Genomic DNA, 15,712 nt, shown 5'->3' with positions numbered 1-15,712 from the left:
AAAATGGCTACGCCATTTTGTGATTTGGGATAAGACCAAAAAAGATGTGAGTGGCGGCGCTTCGCGCTGCCACTCACATCTTTTTTGGCTGGGATTTAGGACAGGCGACAAAACTGACCTGAATGCAATCCAATTTCCCCAAAATCGGGAATCCATGCCGCCCAACATCCATCAGAATATTGACACATTAATAATGCTTCATCATAGCAACTAGAATTTGGTGGGTCTAGCAGGGTTACCCAAGTAGAAGGCAAGGGAGTTAGACATTGAGGAGCATTCTGTCTAATATTTCTCGTGGTTTTTGATAGGTGTTGGCGGGTAGTAGTGTTCATAGCAATATTCCTAGTCGCAGCCCTATTTTTCTGATAAATAATTTAGATCTGCTATGGCTAGCAGGCAGTAATACAGATATGAATAAAGTATGTCATGAAAGTAATACATACTTAGACTTAAGTATTAAAAGATACAGAAATATTATTAAAAGTTAAATGTTATTTTTTAAACTTAGCATTAACCCCAAGAAGAGAATGGCAGTAATACTGCCATTCTCTTCTTGGGGTTATACCAATTCCGCAAATGGCAAAGCCATTTGCGGAATTGGTATAACCCTACGGGGTTTGCTTAGGAAATAAAACCTTCAAATATGAGTGGCGGTGCTCTGCGCCGCCACTCATATTTGAGGTTTTGATTGCGCCTAGCTACTCAGCGGGAACTACTAGGGCGAATTGCTAATTCGATCGCAATAGGGTTTCATTCATGACAAAATACGGTTAAAATCTTGCCCTAGTTTGTAGATATGTGGTGGACTGAATGTACGATCGCCATTATTGGCAAAAGATACCTAGTAAATCTTTGTCGAGCATTGTCCGAATTAATACCAAGATTGGACGGGGGCTCTGGCAATTTCTGGGGATAGGGATGGTAATTTTGGCAATGGCTACTGGTTGCTATTTTGCCTTAGGACCTATAGAATCCGCCCAATCCCAGTCCGTAGAAGAGTTAAAAAATTATCAAAATTTTGTCGAGCAACAGCGTCAAATCATTCAAAAGCAGCAGGAACAGATTAACGCGCTTGCCAAACCTGCCCAATCTCGACTAGAGGCATTAAGGCGTAATGTTCGGGTCACCGACGCGCAGATTAAAGAAAACGAGAAAAAAATTCTCCAAGCCAAAAACCAATTTCAACTTCTCAGTACCAAGCTCCAAGAATTAGAATACGACCTCAATAAAAAACGGGATGCCACTAGCGCTCGTTTGCGTTACTTACAAAGACAACAGTTGCAACGATGGTGGGTGACATTACTGAGTAGTCGGGATCTCAATCAATTTGCCGATCGCCGCCGCCAGATTGAAAGGATTTACGATGGAGATCGCCGCTTGCTCGCCAACCTGACCCAAAAGTCCGAACAGGTTGAAAAACAACGCAATCAAGTAATTGCCCAAAGAAATGAAGTCGAACTTTTAACCCAAAAACTGAAATATCAAAAAGCGAATATCGAAGCCGAAGCGGTGGCTCAACAAAATGCGATCGAACGACTCAAAAGTGATCGGCAAGCTCTCATCCAAGCAGAAGATCGCCTTGCTGAAGACTCGCGGCGTTTATCCCAAATTATTTTGGCAAAGGTACAGCCCTACTCTGGGCTCGTTTTACCTCCAGGATCTGGTCAGCTAATGTATCCCACCATTGGACCTGTTACAAGCAATTTTGGTTGGCGAACCCACCCCATCTTAGGAACCGAGCGCTTTCACTCAGGTATCGACTTTGGCGCGGACTACGGCAGCCTCGTCTATGCTAGCGCCCAAGGCAGAGTCATCTATGCCGACTGGTATGGTGGCTATGGGAATGCAGTGATCATCGATCATGGCAATGGCATGACGACCCTCTATGGTCACTGTAGCGAAATATACGTGAAGGATGGCGATGCAGTCGAAAAGGGACAGCCGATCGCAGCCGTCGGCTCGACAGGATTTTCTACGGGTCCCCATTTACACTTTGAATTACGCGCTAACGGCGAACCGATCGATCCTGCCGCCTATCTATAACTATCGCTGTCCAAGCATTATATAAAACCAGAATCATTGGGGCGACGGAGCTGCCCCAATGATTCTGGAAAATTGGGGTTGGCATCTTATACCAAAGCTCAAAATGGCTATGCCATTTTCTGTTGTTACTACCAAACATCTGGCAAAATCGCACCTTGAAAATCGGCAGTTTCCGTATTTGCACCGCTAAAATTGGCTTTACTGAGATTAGCACTGGTGAACTCAGCACGATTGAGATCGGCACGACTTAAATCGGCACCAATAAAATAGGCTTCACTGCAATTTGCCCCACGGAGATCGGCTCCGATGAGATCGCAGCCGCAGAGATTGGCTCGATAGAGATTGGCTCCGATCAAATTTGCCCGCGATAGGTTTGACTCGCTCAAGTCAATATCCATTAAAGTTGCCCCAATCAAGTCCGCTCCTACCAGAGTTGAAACATTGAGATTGCTGTGGGAGAGATCGGCTTCGCTTAAATTAGCCCGACTAAAATCTGTTCCCGCTAGATTTGCTTCTCTTAACTCTGCACGGCTGAGATTGGAACCGATTAAACTCGCCCCAATCATGCTAATTCCATTTAGGCAGGACATATTCAGCTTAGTTGTAGATAGATCGGCGCGATCAAGATTAGCCAGACGGAGATTAGAGCCACGAAGATCGGCTCCACTGAGGTTTGCTTGACTGAGATTCGCTTCACTTAAACAAATCATACTGAGATGAGCCGAACTGAGGTTTGCCCCACTCAAATTTACACCTCGGAAGTTTGCCATGCTCATATCAGCCCCACGGAGATTTGCCGAGCCAAGATTAACTTCTCGAAACTTTGCCCCACGTAGGTTAACCATGCTGAAGTCAATTCCAGAGAGATCCATGCCCTCTAGCTGAATTTCACTAAGATCGACCCCACGAATATCGGGATGAGTCTCTTTCCATTGATTCCAAGCATTTACGCCTAGATCAAGCAGTTTTTTAAATTCGTCGATCGCCACAATTAATCTTTCACCCGCAAAACTAGCAAACTTTTAGGAATAGGTTGCCCAAAATGTCAGCACAATCTATTCCCAGCTTATCGCGGTTTCTCAGGTATCTACATGATCTTGGAAACCGCAAACATTATATTTATCTTGGTTTACGATTTTCTCACTATCTAGGTCAATTCATGTCAATTCATGTCATGTCAATCGCTGCGCATGCGCTACAGGTTTTGGAGTTTTATATGTAATTGCACCTAGCTACTTAGTATTTGCGCTCTTGGGGAGTAAACCGATCGCGATCAATGGTTTGTAAACTCATATCCACGGGGCGATTGCTCGTTTTTACCGCACCCATTTCTAAATAACCGAGCGTATGTTTGAGGTATTTGGCATCATCTCTCTGTGGGTAATCATCGCGAGAATGCGCCCCACGACTCTCTTCCCGAGATAAAGCACTAGACATAATGATCTCGCCCACCGTCAGCAAACTCTTCAGTTCGATCGCCTGCATCATTTCCATATTAAATACCGAACCGCGATCATCTACCCAAAGATCACGTTCGTAGCGATCGCGTAGGACTTGCAGCTTGGCTAAACCTTCCCTTAAACGGCGATCGTCCCGATAAATGCCGCAATGCTCGGTCATCGTATCTTGCAACTGTTGGCGAATATCGGCAATGCGAGCATTACCTCGTTGCGATAACAGTCCTTTGAGTTTAGCCTCAGCATCGGCTATATACGCAAGGGGATCGAGTTTGGGCATGGCGCGATCGCTGACATAGGCTCCCAATTGCTCACCCGCCCTTTTACCAAAGACGACACATTCTAAAAGTGAGTTTGCCCCCAATCGGTTTGCACCATGCACCGATAAGCAAGCACATTCGCCCGCCGCAAAAAAGCCAGCGATCGCTTTGCTATCCGTACCAATGACTTGACAATCGATATTTGTAGGAATCCCCCCCATAGAATAATGGGCTGTGGGACGCACGGGCAAAGGACTGTCGATACAGTCCACTCCCGCTAAACGCAAGCCCTCTTCACGGGCGAAGGGAATGCGACTGAGGATCTTCTCTCGCCCTAAATGACGCACGTCTAGATGCACGTAGTTACCGCCATTGATACCCCGTCCAGCCGCGATCTCACAAGCAATATTGCGCGAAGTAATATCGCGGGGAGAGAGTTCCATCCGATTTTTGCTGATCGCATAATTTGCCATAAAGCGATCGCCCAAATCATTAATCAGATAAGCTCCCTCACCCCTTACTGCCTCAGAAATCAGCACCCCCGCAGGGTATAACCCCGTGGGATGGAACTGCACAAATTCCATGTCCTGCAAGGGCAGTCCAATATTTGCCGTCAAACATAAACCATCACCCGTTGAGGCAAAATCATTAGAAGTAGTGTTAAATACTCTGCCATAGCCCCCCGTAGCCATCAGTACTGCCTTTGCCCGAAACAATTCTATTTCAGAAGTTTCAAGGCTATAGGCGACAAATCCTTTAATCTCTTGTCCATTATTTCCCTCTTCATAAATCAACTGCATTACATACCATTCTTGGTAAATCTTGCCCCCCAATCGCAGTAAATTCATGACCAATTCATGCAAAATCGCATGTCCCGTTTTATCGGCGGCGTAACAGGCGCGACTATTGGTATGTCCTCCAAACGCTCTTTGGGCGATCTTGCCATTATCGGCTCGCGAGAATAAAACCCCCAAATGTTCCAAATCAATAATTACGTCAGGAGCGGATTGGGTCAAAACGCGGACGGCATTCTGATCGGCAAGATAGTCGGAGCCTTTGATCGTATCAAAGGCATGGGTAAGCCAGTCGTCATTATCGACATTTTGAAGAGATGCGGCAATCCCTCCTTGAGCGGCGACGGAATGCGATCGGATCGGATGCACCTTGGAAATAAGTCCCACGCTGAGATGGGGATAGTTTTGGGCAACTGCCAAGGCAGCTCTAGAGCCAGCTAACCCGCCTCCGATAATTAATACATCATGGTCGATCATAGGATTTAACTTTTTTGGATTACTCCCATCATAAAACCGTGTAATACCAAGTTAAGAAATGGCTACGCCATTTCTTATAGCGCTTTGCGCTCAAACCCAAACCAAGGAAATTCCTGAAAGTGTTGCTTTGCAACACTTTCAGGAATTTCCTTGTGGTTCGTTTGATCGATAATTGCTGTAACTTGGTATTAACATCGGCTAGTAAAAAGACTAGAAGCGCATACATTCCGCTACGCGAAATGTATGCGCTTCTAGTCTTTTTACCCACAACTACCACAGTCAGCACCACCACAATCGAGGTTACCGCAGTCACCGCAACCGCTACAATCCATTCCCGAAAAACAGTCAGCATTACCACAGTTGAGATCGGGACAGCTTAAATCGGGACAACTTAAATCGGGACAGCTTAAATCGGGACAGCTTAAATCGGGGCAAGAATTACTATTATGAGGATCTTTGCCACAATCACTGGGAATCACATTGAGGACATCGCCACAATTACCGCAATCGTTACAATTCACCCAGTCAACACAATTATTATTAGCATTATTAGTACCGTTAAGATTATTAGATGGGTTTACCTCAGATTGCCTTTGGCGATTCCACCTTCCACCACCGATTCTTTTAGCTCTGGGTTCTTCAGGGAATTCAGAATCTTCAGGAAGTTCTGGTTCTTCAGGAAGTTCTGGTTCTTCAGAGTTTGCTGAGTCCATGGCAACGATCGCTCGATTGGCATAATCTCGATTGGCATAATATTTTTGCCGCGCCCTACATTTAGCTCGTTTTTCCTTTAAAATTTCATTAGCTTCTCGACATTCTTGAAATCTCCCCTTAGCATTAGCGATCGCCGTAGTAATCCCCTCTTCCGCAATCACCCTCTTAAAATATTGAGAACAGGATTCACATCCATAAAGAACACGATGAGCGCAAGAAAAGCCTTTATGGGGTGAAATAAATTTTTGATAGCCGCTTATGGCGGCTACGGCAAGCCCCCGCGATGCATTATTGAAAATATGGGCGATCGGACTACTTACAGCGATTTTCCTCTGCATTTTTCGCCACCTTTAGACAATCAAGCCAATTAAACTGTGAGGCTATGATACAAGAACTAACAATCAAAGTTTATTGCTTCTTAATAATTCTAAGTAGCTAAAGAGAAGGATGGCGCAAAGTGCCAACCTTCTCTTATATCAAAGCTCAAAATGGCTACGCCATTTTGAGCTTTGAAAACCCAAAATATTGTTGCCGCGCAGAGCGCGGCAACAATATTTTGGGTTTTAATTTCGTCCTAACAAAACTGGCGGCAGCTATACAATCCTCACCAAGCTGGATGCGAAAAAATTGCTTGCATAGTTTTATTGCCCCGTAATTGATTAGAAAGCGGTAAATGTCCCCTCGGTGCATCCAAACTCCAAATAAATTCCTTAGGATAGCGAGTAAAGGAGCCATCTTTTTTCCAACCAATTTTTAGCCAAAACTTTTCCCATCCTTTACCAAGACTCAGCCAAATTTTGCGCTGTACGGAAAATCCAAACTTACCTTCAGAATAAACTAGCCATAGTTGATTGATCGTTTGCAGATCGCTAATCGGAATTGACTTTGCTTCCGTAAAATACAGCCAACCTCTCGCCAAGGCATCTGCTCCAGCAGCCTCACATAATTTTTTACTAGTAATGCGATCGGCTTCTTCAAATTCTTGTTTTGCCAACAAAATTTGAATTGGCTGATAGTCGATCGCTTTTTCCGACTTTAACGTAACGGCTCCATTGGCATAATAGCTTTGAACTAACTCGGTTGCCTTTGGCAAATTGCTCTGCAATAAAACTTGATGGATTTTGCCATCGATCCATGTCACTTCTGTATTAGCAGCTTTACGTGCTTGAATAAATTCATCTAATATTTGTAAGCCTTCTTCGCCAAAGTCGGCTTCGAGATTTGCTAATTCAGCGATCGCAGGTAATTGATTTGCCTCTTTACCTGAAAACAACTTATCTTTTAACGCGGTCAGTTTTGTATCCATCAGAATCTTAAAAATCGCAAAAATCGCACCACTTTGAATTTACACCCTTAACTATAGCTATTGCCAGTAAAGTTAGGAGAAAGTGAAGGCGACGCTTTGCGCCGCCTTCACTTTTGCACTTTTGGCATTTATATAAGTAATACCAAAACCAATACCAAAACTAAAAATGGCTACGCCATTTTTAGTTAAAAAACCTTACTGGGTCTGGTTTTTATTTCACAAAAGTGTTGTCACGCTTTCGTGAACTGGTATAAGTGGACTTAATTAAATATGAAACCTTAAAACCTGCGGCGCAGGCGCAGGGTCGCAGGTTTTAGCTCTGAATTTTAATTATGCTGAGATACTTAAAAAATGCTTTTTAAGCTTTCCAAGAATTAATCGATGTAACCCATCAGGCCTGCACTGTCGATCGCATTAGAAGCCACAGGTCTCGTACCTCCCATTTGGGAATAAGTCTCGTCTACAACTAAACCTGAAGAACCTACAGGACGCTCACCCGCCATATAGAACTTGTCGACAATCACAAATCCATCTTCAACGACAGGACGTTCGCCCGAAGAGAAAAACGTACCTGTCACATGGACACCGCTATTGGTAATTGGACGTTGACCGCCCATCGTCGTGTAGGTGCTGCTAATTGCTAACTTGCTCGCCTCGATCGGACGTTCGCCCGAACTGTTGAAATACTCAACGGCACGAAAGCCTCCATCAACAATGGGGCGATCGCCATAATGCTTAAGGGTTTCAGTCACAATTAATGAACCTTTTTGTTCGATTGATGCTGTGACGGGTTGAGATTCTTCTTTAACCGCCAAAGCTGAGATATCTACTGTACCTGTTTTTACAGTTGTTTCAGTTTCAGCCTTAGCTTTAGTGGGGCGGGAGGATTTTTCTTCGGGCTTTACGATTTCTGGCTTAGAGCCTTCAGCCTTGGTGTCGTTACTGGTACTCATGCTTTACTTTCCTCGAAAATTTTATATTTAAGATGTGCTTAAAATGCGCTCAAAAACTTTTAATTACTTTTAACTAGTGATGACGATTACTGATGCAATCATCGCGATCGCTAAAAAAACTTCTAAAGCTATAGCCTTGCCAGTTAATTCTACCGAAAAAGTTAATACTCTAAATATTTTGATAAGTGGCTGCACCTAATTTGAGAATATAACAAAAACAACCAGTTCAGCCCGATAGTATCATTTGGGTCTATCTAAACATTGCTATCTATGATTTATTACATCTCACAATAGAGTTTATAAAATATTCTAATCTCCCTTAAATTTGGGGTAAAGCTCTTAAAAAATCACCAAAAACTATGAGGATGGGCGGCGCGAAGTGCCGCCCATCCTCATAGTTTTTTGCGGAAAGCTTTTAACCGACAGCGGGAACGACTCTAGGAAGCTCAAGGCGTTGCTGTGCCGTAGGACGACGAGTGCGCCCAGACAGACGGAAACTGAGGCTTTGCAATTCGATATGTAGTTGGCGATTTTCCTTTTGGAGTGCTTCGATCTTTTGCTTAATAGGAACGATCCGCTCGGCAAATTTAGCACGGTAAATATTGGGCAATTCTTGCACGACTTGTTCCAACATCCGATTGCGATCGCTCATATCTTGAATCGTCTGGCGTAATTCCACGGCTTCGCGATCGCGTTCTTGGATTTGGGCTTGGGTTGCCATCAGTTGATTTTCGACCATAGCAAGTTTTTCTGCCAAAAATCTCATCTCCTCTGAATGCTGCTCGTGAACCTCCGCATTGGGTAAAAAGGCGGTATTGCCTTTCACCAAACGAAAAAGCTCTTCAGAAAGCTGCTGCACTAGCAGATCCTTCTGCTCCAAATCGACCTTAAGTAAATTGATTTCCTGCTGAAGATTATTAGTCATGTTTTCGGATGAGTTCGCGAGGGCATTTACTGTGGCATTCATAGGTGCAATTCATGAGGGAATTTAGGCTAAGATTTATAGCACACAAGTACTCGATTAGCAATTTACTGGGATATATTTCAGCAATCTTTCCCAAAACCGCTTTTTTGCAGCAATCCGTAACCGCGCATGAACCCCAAAATAATCGACGCTCAAGAGAATTCGATCCACAGCCTTTTGCATATCATTCCTTTACAAAACAGTCTAGAAGAGCATCTATTACTAAAAGCTGCTCAATTTGCGATCCAGTTACAAACCACTTTACTCAAAAATTCTATTTCCTATGCCCAATCGGTAAGTGGCAGTTTAATTCTTAAAACGACATTAAAAAACACCTTAGAAACTCTCACTCAATATACTGAAGCCGATGAAGGAAGTATTTTTCTAATCGATGAAGATGGGTTAATTATGGAGAGTATCTTAGCAAGGGGACCTGTCACGCGAGATCTTAAAGACACCGTAATTTCTAAAGTGATTGACGATGGACTAGCGGGCTGGGCGTTACGTCATCGTCAGATTGGAATTATCCATGACGCAATGACTGACGATCGCTGGATACAGTTACCCAATCAACCCTATAAGGCAAGATCGGCGATCGCTTTACCACTAATATATGGCATTAATGCGATCGGGATTATTACGCTGACCCATTCTCAGGCAAATCATTTTGATGAAGCGATCGCCATGATGATGCAGTACAGCATGGAGAGCATTACAGCAATTATCGTTAATGCCCAACTTCATGCAGAATATCGTCCCTTAGATTTTTAGTATATTTTTAGTAATTCAAGTCAATTCGGGTGAAGCTAGTAAATTCTCAAAGTCCGTTTCAAATTATCCCGAACTCACATTAAATATAGCTATAGTCATAGCTATAGTCAGGAATGTTAGAACAAAAATCAAACCCAATAGAGAGTTGCGGCGCAAAGCGCCGCAACTCTCTATTGGGTTTGATGTTTGTCCTAACATTACTGACTATAGCTATACCCAAGCTCAAAATGGCTATGCCATTTTGAGCTTGGAAAACCCTTAATGGGTTTGGTTTTTAATTCACAAAAGTGTGACAACACTTTCGTGAATTAGCATAATTAGTGGTGTAAGCCTTACACCACTAATTATTTATGAATTATTAACGGGGAAAAGATTCACGACTTTGCCTAAATGACCGTGGGAGTCTTGTAGCAATTGTTCGGCGGTGGCAACATCGAGATTTTGCCAATGCATGATTAGAGCCAATTTAACCCGTTTACCAGATTTTTCTAATAGTAACGCCGCCGCCTCACGACTGAGACTGGTGAGATCGCGGATGATCCTAATAGCTCGATCTTCTAGTTTGCTATTGGTAACGGCAACATCGATCATGCGATTGCCATAAACCTTACCAAGCAACACCATTACGCCTGTGGAAATGGTATTTAATACCAACTTAGTTGCCGTCCCTGCCTTGAGTCGAGTCGAACCTGCCAAGATTTCTGCACCGACTAGGGGACGAATCTCAATATCGTATTGCCTCGGAAATTGTTCGGGCGGTACGCAACAAAAAAAGATCGTTTTTGCCCCTCTTTTTGCGGCTTCCTTGAGCGCTCCATGGACATAGGGCGTAGTTCCGCCTGCGGTAATACCCAAGACCACATCGCGATCGCAAATTTGTCTTTGGGCGATCACCTCAGCCCCATCACCTTCGCGATCTTCAAGAGCCTCCGAGCTACGTACCATGGCATTCATGCCACCCGCCAAGATCCCTTGAATCAGTTCGGGATCGCTACAAAAAGTGGGCGGACATTCAGCCGCATCCAAAACGCCGAGCCTGCCACTCGTTCCAGCACCAACGTAAAACAACCTGCCACCATTGGCGATCGCGGCGGCAATCGCTTCCATTGCTTGGGCGATCGCTTCTTTTTCTTGCCCGACAGCCGCAACTGCCTTGGCATCTTCTTGGTTAAACAGTTCGACAATTTCGATTGCCTTGAGCCGATCCAAATTTTGACTATGGGGATTAGCTTGCTCTGTTAATAAATAACCGCGATCACCGAGATCGTTATTTGGATCGTTATTTGGATCGTTATTTAGGGTGTTGTTAGCGCTATTCACTGACCGAACTCAACTCTTGCTTTTTCGACAATTTCTGCGGTAATCGTATCACTACCCGATGCTTGGGCGAGTTGTTCGATCCGCTGGCGAGCCTGAGAGCGCACAAAGTAGGGAATATTTTTATACTTGACTTTTGCTTCGACAGTCCAAGTTAACCCTTCGTCATAATCAGAATGTGGCATGGTTTTCGTCTGCTTAGTTATTAGTTATACCAAATCACAAAATGGCTACGCCATTTTGTGATTTTAAAACCCTTACTGGGTTTGGTTTTTAATTCCCAAAAGTGTAGCCACACTTTTGGGAATTGGTATTAAGTAGTTCGGCATAATTAAAAATCAAAGCCAGAGAGCATACCGCCCGCTGCGCGGGCGGTATGCTCTTCTAGGTTTTAAGTTTATGCCTAGCTACTTATTCTTTAGTTTAGGTAGCGATCGCTAGTATGCCATTACCTCTCTCATCAGCAAAATTTGCTTTGCGTAGATTTACAATTCGTAGATTTACAATTCTCTAATTGGCTCGCGATCACATGGGCTAGATTTTCAGAACCACCCTTTGCACCAACTCTTTCTAACCCATTGCGTTGACAACGCTCTAAATATTCGCGATCGGCAATGGTGCGCTTTACACATTGGGCCGCTTCTTGCAAAATTTTGGGGGTAGCTGCTTCCTTCCCAATGGTTTGCACTGACAAGCCCAATAAACGTTCCTGAGCCTCGGCAAATCGATAGGAAAATTGAGGTCCCTTACCTATAATCTGGATAACAGGTTTACCCAACCCGACAGCTTGCTCGACAGCAGTTCCTGCCATGCCGATCGCGAGATCGCATTGCTGCAAAATATCGGCAAAAGCATCGCTAAAACAAACAACGGCCATATCTAGCTCAGGCTGATACAGTTTGCCATCGCTATATTGCCAACCCACTAAAGACGCAATTTCAGGTAGTTGAGGCATGAGACTAGGGACAAGGGCAGCCCGAAACTGGACAGGATTAGGGGCAAATTCTCGGACAATTGCCTCACATAATCGTAATTGTAATGCCAGATTTTCCGCTGCCTCAGGCAAGCGGCTGCCCGCCAACAAAGCGATCGTCGGCGCGGCAATTAAATGTAAATCTTTGCCCGTAGGTTCTAACACATCCATAATCGGATAGCCCACAAAACAAGTATTTGGATAACCCCTTTGTCGGATCAGTTCTGCGCTATAGGCATCGCGAGTCAAGATTTGTCGGCATCGCGGCGATCGCATGATCAGAGCTTGTAGCAAATTAGGAATATAGCGATTCTCGTAAAAACCCGATGATGAGACTAAAAATATGGCATAGGGTAAACCTGTCAAATAGGCAAAAATAGCAGGAAGCACATCACCAGTAGCAAAAACAAAATCGCAAGTTTGACCACATGCACGCGCCGCCTTAATTTGCTGCCAAGTGAGCCCGATTAATCCCGATTGAAAGTCCTCAATTTGCTTTTGCCAACTCATATAGGCAAATCCACCCGACGGTAAAGCCTTGGTTGGTGTAGCGATCGCTACACCCGCACGACGATAAGCATTTCCCTCCCCCACCAGTGGCAAAGCGATCGTCTCTAGATGGGAATATTTGTTTCGCAAAGCTTTCAAGACTTCACAAGCATTCAGATCTTCGCCATGACCATTACTAATAAATAAAACTCTTTTTTGAGCTCTTTTTTGCGGTGATTTTTGCAGTGATTGGGGCATATCGTAAAATATATTAAGGCTATTAAGGCAATCAGATCTTACTCAAAAGTTAGAGGTATGGCGATGATGCAAACACTTGTTGACTTCGATCGCATGAGCTTTGAAGAATTTATCGAGTGGTATCCAGAAAATGGTAAACGCTATGAGCTATACAGAGGGGTTGTTAGAGAAATGATGCCCATCGGTGATCATGAATTAACCACTAGTTTTTTAGCTGAAGAGCTAACGTTAGAGATTCGTAGTGGATATCCTAACTATTTTGTTAGCAGAATGTGTCTACTAAAGCCAGAGATGGCAGATACAGGTTTTATACCTGATGTGGTGGTACTAGATCGACGGGAACTGGTAAATGAACCTCTATGGCAAAAGGTTTCAGTAATTCAAAATGGTAAAACTGTACCTTTGGTCATTGAGGTTGTCAGTACGAACTGGAGCGATGATTATGCAATCAAACTAGCGGCATATGAAACAATGGGAATTGCGGAATATTGGATTGTTGACTATCGGGCTTTGGGTGCAGTTCGGTATATTGGAAAGCCAAAACAGCCAACAGTGACAGTTTGCAAATTAATTGAAGGGGAGTATCAGTTATCTTTGTTCACCGCTGGAAAGCGGATTGAATCAGATGTTTTTCCTGAATTAAATTTGATGACTGATGCAATTTTTCAAATAGCCTAAGAAAAAGTCAATTCGGGTTAAATTGGCAAATTTTAAAAGTCCAAAAGTAAAAGCTTTGCTAAGCAAAGCTTTTACTTTTGGGTTTTGAGAAAGGGTTTGCGAAGCAAACCCTTTCTCAAAACCCGTTTCAAATTATTCCGAACTCCAAGTAAAAAAACAAAATGAAAGGCGGCGCATCGCGCCGCCTTTCATTTTGTTTTTTTACTTGGAGAGATATAAATTGTATAATTCTGCGGTTTTTTCGAGCATGATTTCGTTGGAAAATAGTTGGCGATAGCGCTCATAACCTTTTTTGGCAAAGCGATCGCGGAGGTTGCGATCGTTAATTAATTCCATTAACTTTGCGGCTAATTGCTCAGGATCGCGAGGATTGACAATAAACCCAGTTTCGCGATCGCTGACCTGCTCGGCGATACCACCCACACAAGTACCCACCACTGGTTTACCCTGAGACATTGCTTCCGCGCAGGCAAGACTGCAAGCTTCTTGAAGAGAAGGTAATACAAAAATATCGAATAATTGCATCAGATTGGGTAAATCGTTGAGATACCCTGTAAAAATTACGCGATCGCCAATTCCTAAATCCTGCGATTCTTGTTTTAAAGATGCCTCCAAATCACCATTACCAGCAATTACTAAACGCAAATCTTGATTCCTGTCTTGCGTTCCCTGTTCGCGGGAAGATTGGCTGGAATTCAGGATTGCAAAGGCTTGGATTAAGTAAGTTAACCCTTTTGCCTCATCCAGCCGAGCCGCAGTACCGAGAATAATTTGATGGGAGGGATCGAGATGGAATTTTTGACAGAGTTCTAAGGATTTATCGATATCGAGAATGGGCTCTTTAACCCCGTTATAAATTAAATGGAGTTTGTTTTTATCTAGTCCTAATTCGAGGAGAAGGTTATACTCCGCCTCGCAAACGCTAATCACGCGATCGGCACACCAATTACTAAACCAGCATGATGTCTGATAACTAAACTTCGTCCCGCTCCCGTGGTAACCATGTACCGTAAAGACGATCGGAATTTTAGGGACGATCCAGCGCACAGCTAACATCAATTCATGGGCTCCATGAATATGGATTAAATCGATCGCTTGTTCTTTTTGAATTTCTTTAATTCCAGAAATCAATTCAGGTAAGCCCTTAAAAAAATTAATCTCCCATTTTGTGTATTGCCGCTGCAAAATCGGCAATGCTCTAAATTGGGGTGCGCCTTTCCCATCGGGGGCTAGTAGCGATATTTTGTAGCGATCGCGCAATCCTTCAATCAGGCTAAGGGCTTGTTTTTCAGTGCCTCCTTGGTTTAGGTAAGGCAAAATAAATAGAATATGTTTTTGCATTATTAAAATTATAGTGATGTTCGCGATAATTTAGTTCGAGATTGGGGCTTACATCCATCAACTGAAATTTTAATTGCTTACCTTAATTCAGACTTAGAATTCAGGCTTAGAGGCATTTCGAGGGCATGGGCAAGCAGAAACTCCCGATCGCTTAATACTTCTCTAGTTTCGCCGTTATAAACGATTTTGCCTTCACTCAACACGATGGTGCGATCGCAAAGATCTAATACCAAATCCAGATCGTGGGTGGCGATTAATTGCGTTTCAGGCAAGGTTTGCAAGAGTTGAATTAACTGGCGACGCGATCGCGGATCGAGTTGAGCCGATGGCTCGTCAAACACTAAAACTTGGGGTTGCATCGCCAAAACTCCAGCGATCGCCACTCGTTTTTTTTCGCCCCCTGAAAGGTTTTGCGATGGCCGCTCTCGGTATTTAGCGAGATCTAGCCCCACCGCAACTAAAGCTTCGGCAACCCTGATTTCTAGATCTTTCCCCCGCAAGCCCTGATTCATCGGGCCAAAGGCGACATCTTCCCATACCGTTGGCATAAATAACTGATCGTCAGGATTTTGGAAGACGACCCCCACAAAGTTCCGAATTGCCATTAAGTTACAAGGTAGGACAGGCATTTCTCCGATCACAATTGCTCCTTGCTGCGGCATCAGAATGCCATTGAGATGCAACAGTAATGTCGATTTGCCCGAACCATTCGCTCCCACGATCGCGACTTTTGCCGTTGCTTTAATTTGGAGATCGATCCCTTGCAAAGCCTGAATTCCATCAGGATAGACATAACTGAGGTTTTCAATGGAAATAGGATTGTGATGCATTATGAATCAATTATGTTTAATTGTAAGTAAGTGGGCTTAATTAAATATAAAACCCTAAAACCTGCGGCGCACGCACAGCGTGCGCCG

The 15,712-nt window shown here is 43.8% G+C and carries 15 protein-coding genes; 3 read left to right on the top strand and 12 right to left on the bottom strand.

The features are described from left to right. Nucleotides 1-95 precede the first annotated feature (95 nt). On the bottom strand, nt 96-332 hold the full coding sequence (locus PSE7429_RS15645) for a hypothetical protein (RefSeq protein ID WP_009628232.1): 237 nt from the start codon (nt 330-332) through the stop codon (nt 96-98). Between the two features lie 478 nt (nt 333-810). Between PSE7429_RS15645 and PSE7429_RS15640 the strand changes: the two genes are divergently transcribed. After that, nucleotides 811-2,043 (top strand): murein hydrolase activator EnvC family protein, encoded by a 1,233-nt coding sequence (locus PSE7429_RS15640; protein ID WP_009628231.1) that lies wholly within the window; start codon nt 811-813, stop codon nt 2,041-2,043. A 128-nt stretch (nt 2,044-2,171) separates the two neighbouring features. Here the strand turns inward: PSE7429_RS15640 and PSE7429_RS15635 are convergent, their stop codons facing one another. The 6 genes from PSE7429_RS15635 to PSE7429_RS15610 all read right to left on the bottom strand — a co-directional run bounded on the left by PSE7429_RS15635 (nt 2,172) and on the right by PSE7429_RS15610 (nt 8,971). Next, nucleotides 2,172-3,032: a pentapeptide repeat-containing protein gene (locus PSE7429_RS15635; RefSeq protein ID WP_009628230.1), complete on the bottom strand. Its 861-nt coding sequence runs from the start codon at nt 3,030-3,032 to the stop codon at nt 2,172-2,174. 247 nt (nt 3,033-3,279) lie between these two features. Beyond that, entirely contained in the window at nt 3,280-5,031 is a 1,752-nt protein-coding gene (locus PSE7429_RS15630; protein ID WP_009628229.1) for a succinate dehydrogenase/fumarate reductase flavoprotein subunit, read from the bottom strand. A 260-nt stretch (nt 5,032-5,291) separates the two neighbouring features. After that, the gene (yidD, locus tag PSE7429_RS15625; RefSeq protein ID WP_009628228.1) at nt 5,292-6,083 is read right to left on the bottom strand and encodes a membrane protein insertion efficiency factor YidD; all 792 of its coding nucleotides are present in this window, start codon (nt 6,081-6,083) and stop codon (nt 5,292-5,294) included. Between the two features lie 266 nt (nt 6,084-6,349). Then, on the bottom strand, nt 6,350-7,051 hold the full coding sequence (locus PSE7429_RS15620; protein ID WP_009628227.1) for a GUN4 domain-containing protein: 702 nt from the start codon (nt 7,049-7,051) through the stop codon (nt 6,350-6,352). Between the two features lie 374 nt (nt 7,052-7,425). Further along, nucleotides 7,426-8,004, bottom strand: a complete 579-nt coding sequence (locus PSE7429_RS25225) for a hypothetical protein (RefSeq protein ID WP_009628226.1) — start codon at nt 8,002-8,004, stop codon at nt 7,426-7,428. Nucleotides 8,005-8,419: 415 nt separating this feature from the next. After that, a complete protein-coding gene (locus PSE7429_RS15610) occupies nt 8,420-8,971 on the bottom strand; it encodes an Npun_F5560 family protein (RefSeq protein ID WP_009628225.1) in 552 nt (183 codons plus the stop codon). A gap of 126 nt (nt 8,972-9,097) precedes the next feature. Between PSE7429_RS15610 and PSE7429_RS15605 the strand changes: the two genes are divergently transcribed. Continuing rightward, nucleotides 9,098-9,739: a GAF domain-containing protein gene (locus PSE7429_RS15605; protein ID WP_009628224.1), complete on the top strand. Its 642-nt coding sequence runs from the start codon at nt 9,098-9,100 to the stop codon at nt 9,737-9,739. A gap of 348 nt (nt 9,740-10,087) precedes the next feature. On the opposite strand, the gene murQ is transcribed toward PSE7429_RS15605, so the two are convergent. The 3 genes from murQ to PSE7429_RS15590 all read right to left on the bottom strand — a co-directional run bounded on the left by murQ (nt 10,088) and on the right by PSE7429_RS15590 (nt 12,776). Then, on the bottom strand, nt 10,088-11,059 hold the full coding sequence (gene murQ, locus PSE7429_RS15600; RefSeq protein WP_009628223.1) for an N-acetylmuramic acid 6-phosphate etherase: 972 nt from the start codon (nt 11,057-11,059) through the stop codon (nt 10,088-10,090). Then, nucleotides 11,056-11,241, bottom strand: a complete 186-nt coding sequence (locus PSE7429_RS15595) for a PCP reductase family protein (protein ID WP_009628222.1) — start codon at nt 11,239-11,241, stop codon at nt 11,056-11,058. The genes murQ and PSE7429_RS15595 overlap by 4 nt, the downstream gene beginning before the upstream one ends. 275 nt (nt 11,242-11,516) lie before the next feature. Then, entirely contained in the window at nt 11,517-12,776 is a 1,260-nt protein-coding gene (locus PSE7429_RS15590; protein WP_009628220.1) for a lipid-A-disaccharide synthase-related protein, read from the bottom strand. 63 nt (nt 12,777-12,839) lie between these two features. Here PSE7429_RS15590 and PSE7429_RS15585 point away from each other — a divergent pair, with 63 nt between their 5' ends. Continuing rightward, the gene (locus tag PSE7429_RS15585) at nt 12,840-13,454 is read left to right on the top strand and encodes a Uma2 family endonuclease (RefSeq protein ID WP_009628219.1); all 615 of its coding nucleotides are present in this window, start codon (nt 12,840-12,842) and stop codon (nt 13,452-13,454) included. A gap of 201 nt (nt 13,455-13,655) precedes the next feature. Here the strand turns inward: PSE7429_RS15585 and PSE7429_RS15580 are convergent, their stop codons facing one another. Together PSE7429_RS15580 and PSE7429_RS15575 are read right to left on the bottom strand one after the other, a co-directional pair. After that, the gene (locus PSE7429_RS15580; RefSeq protein ID WP_009628218.1) at nt 13,656-14,795 is read right to left on the bottom strand and encodes a glycosyltransferase family 4 protein; all 1,140 of its coding nucleotides are present in this window, start codon (nt 14,793-14,795) and stop codon (nt 13,656-13,658) included. A 77-nt stretch (nt 14,796-14,872) separates the two neighbouring features. Then, the gene (locus PSE7429_RS15575) at nt 14,873-15,625 is read right to left on the bottom strand and encodes an energy-coupling factor ABC transporter ATP-binding protein (protein WP_009628217.1); all 753 of its coding nucleotides are present in this window, start codon (nt 15,623-15,625) and stop codon (nt 14,873-14,875) included. Nucleotides 15,626-15,712 lie beyond the last annotated feature (87 nt).

The sequence above is a fragment of the Pseudanabaena biceps PCC 7429 genome, assembly GCF_000332215.1.
GTDB classification, from domain to species: domain Bacteria; phylum Cyanobacteriota; class Cyanobacteriia; order Pseudanabaenales; family Pseudanabaenaceae; genus Pseudanabaena; species Pseudanabaena biceps.
The sequence above is the reverse complement of the archived record's forward strand: the minus strand, read 5'-3'. Positions and strand labels throughout refer to the sequence as shown.

Bases quoted from the DNA above. Each gene is read 5' to 3' on its own strand.
- yidD (WP_009628228.1), bottom strand. From the start codon at position 6,083: ATGCAGAGGAAAATCGCTGTAAGTAGTCCGATCGCCCATATTTTCAAT.
- PSE7429_RS15590 (WP_009628220.1), bottom strand. From the start codon at position 12,776: ATGCCCCAATCACTGCAAAAATCACCGCAAAAAAGAGCTCAAAAAAGA.
- PSE7429_RS15595 (WP_009628222.1), bottom strand. From the start codon at position 11,241: ATGCCACATTCTGATTATGACGAAGGGTTAACTTGGACTGTCGAAGCA.
- PSE7429_RS25225 (WP_009628226.1), bottom strand. From the start codon at position 8,004: ATGAGTACCAGTAACGACACCAAGGCTGAAGGCTCTAAGCCAGAAATC.
- PSE7429_RS15610 (WP_009628225.1), bottom strand. From the start codon at position 8,971: ATGAATGCCACAGTAAATGCCCTCGCGAACTCATCCGAAAACATGACT.
- PSE7429_RS15640 (WP_009628231.1), top strand. From the start codon at position 811: ATGTACGATCGCCATTATTGGCAAAAGATACCTAGTAAATCTTTGTCG.
- PSE7429_RS15575 (WP_009628217.1), bottom strand. From the start codon at position 15,625: ATGCATCACAATCCTATTTCCATTGAAAACCTCAGTTATGTCTATCCT.
- PSE7429_RS15620 (WP_009628227.1), bottom strand. From the start codon at position 7,051: ATGGATACAAAACTGACCGCGTTAAAAGATAAGTTGTTTTCAGGTAAA.
- PSE7429_RS15585 (WP_009628219.1), top strand. From the start codon at position 12,840: ATGATGCAAACACTTGTTGACTTCGATCGCATGAGCTTTGAAGAATTT.
- PSE7429_RS15580 (WP_009628218.1), bottom strand. From the start codon at position 14,795: ATGCAAAAACATATTCTATTTATTTTGCCTTACCTAAACCAAGGAGGC.
- PSE7429_RS15630 (WP_009628229.1), bottom strand. From the start codon at position 5,031: ATGATCGACCATGATGTATTAATTATCGGAGGCGGGTTAGCTGGCTCT.
- PSE7429_RS15605 (WP_009628224.1), top strand. From the start codon at position 9,098: ATGAACCCCAAAATAATCGACGCTCAAGAGAATTCGATCCACAGCCTT.
- PSE7429_RS15645 (WP_009628232.1), bottom strand. From the start codon at position 332: ATGAACACTACTACCCGCCAACACCTATCAAAAACCACGAGAAATATT.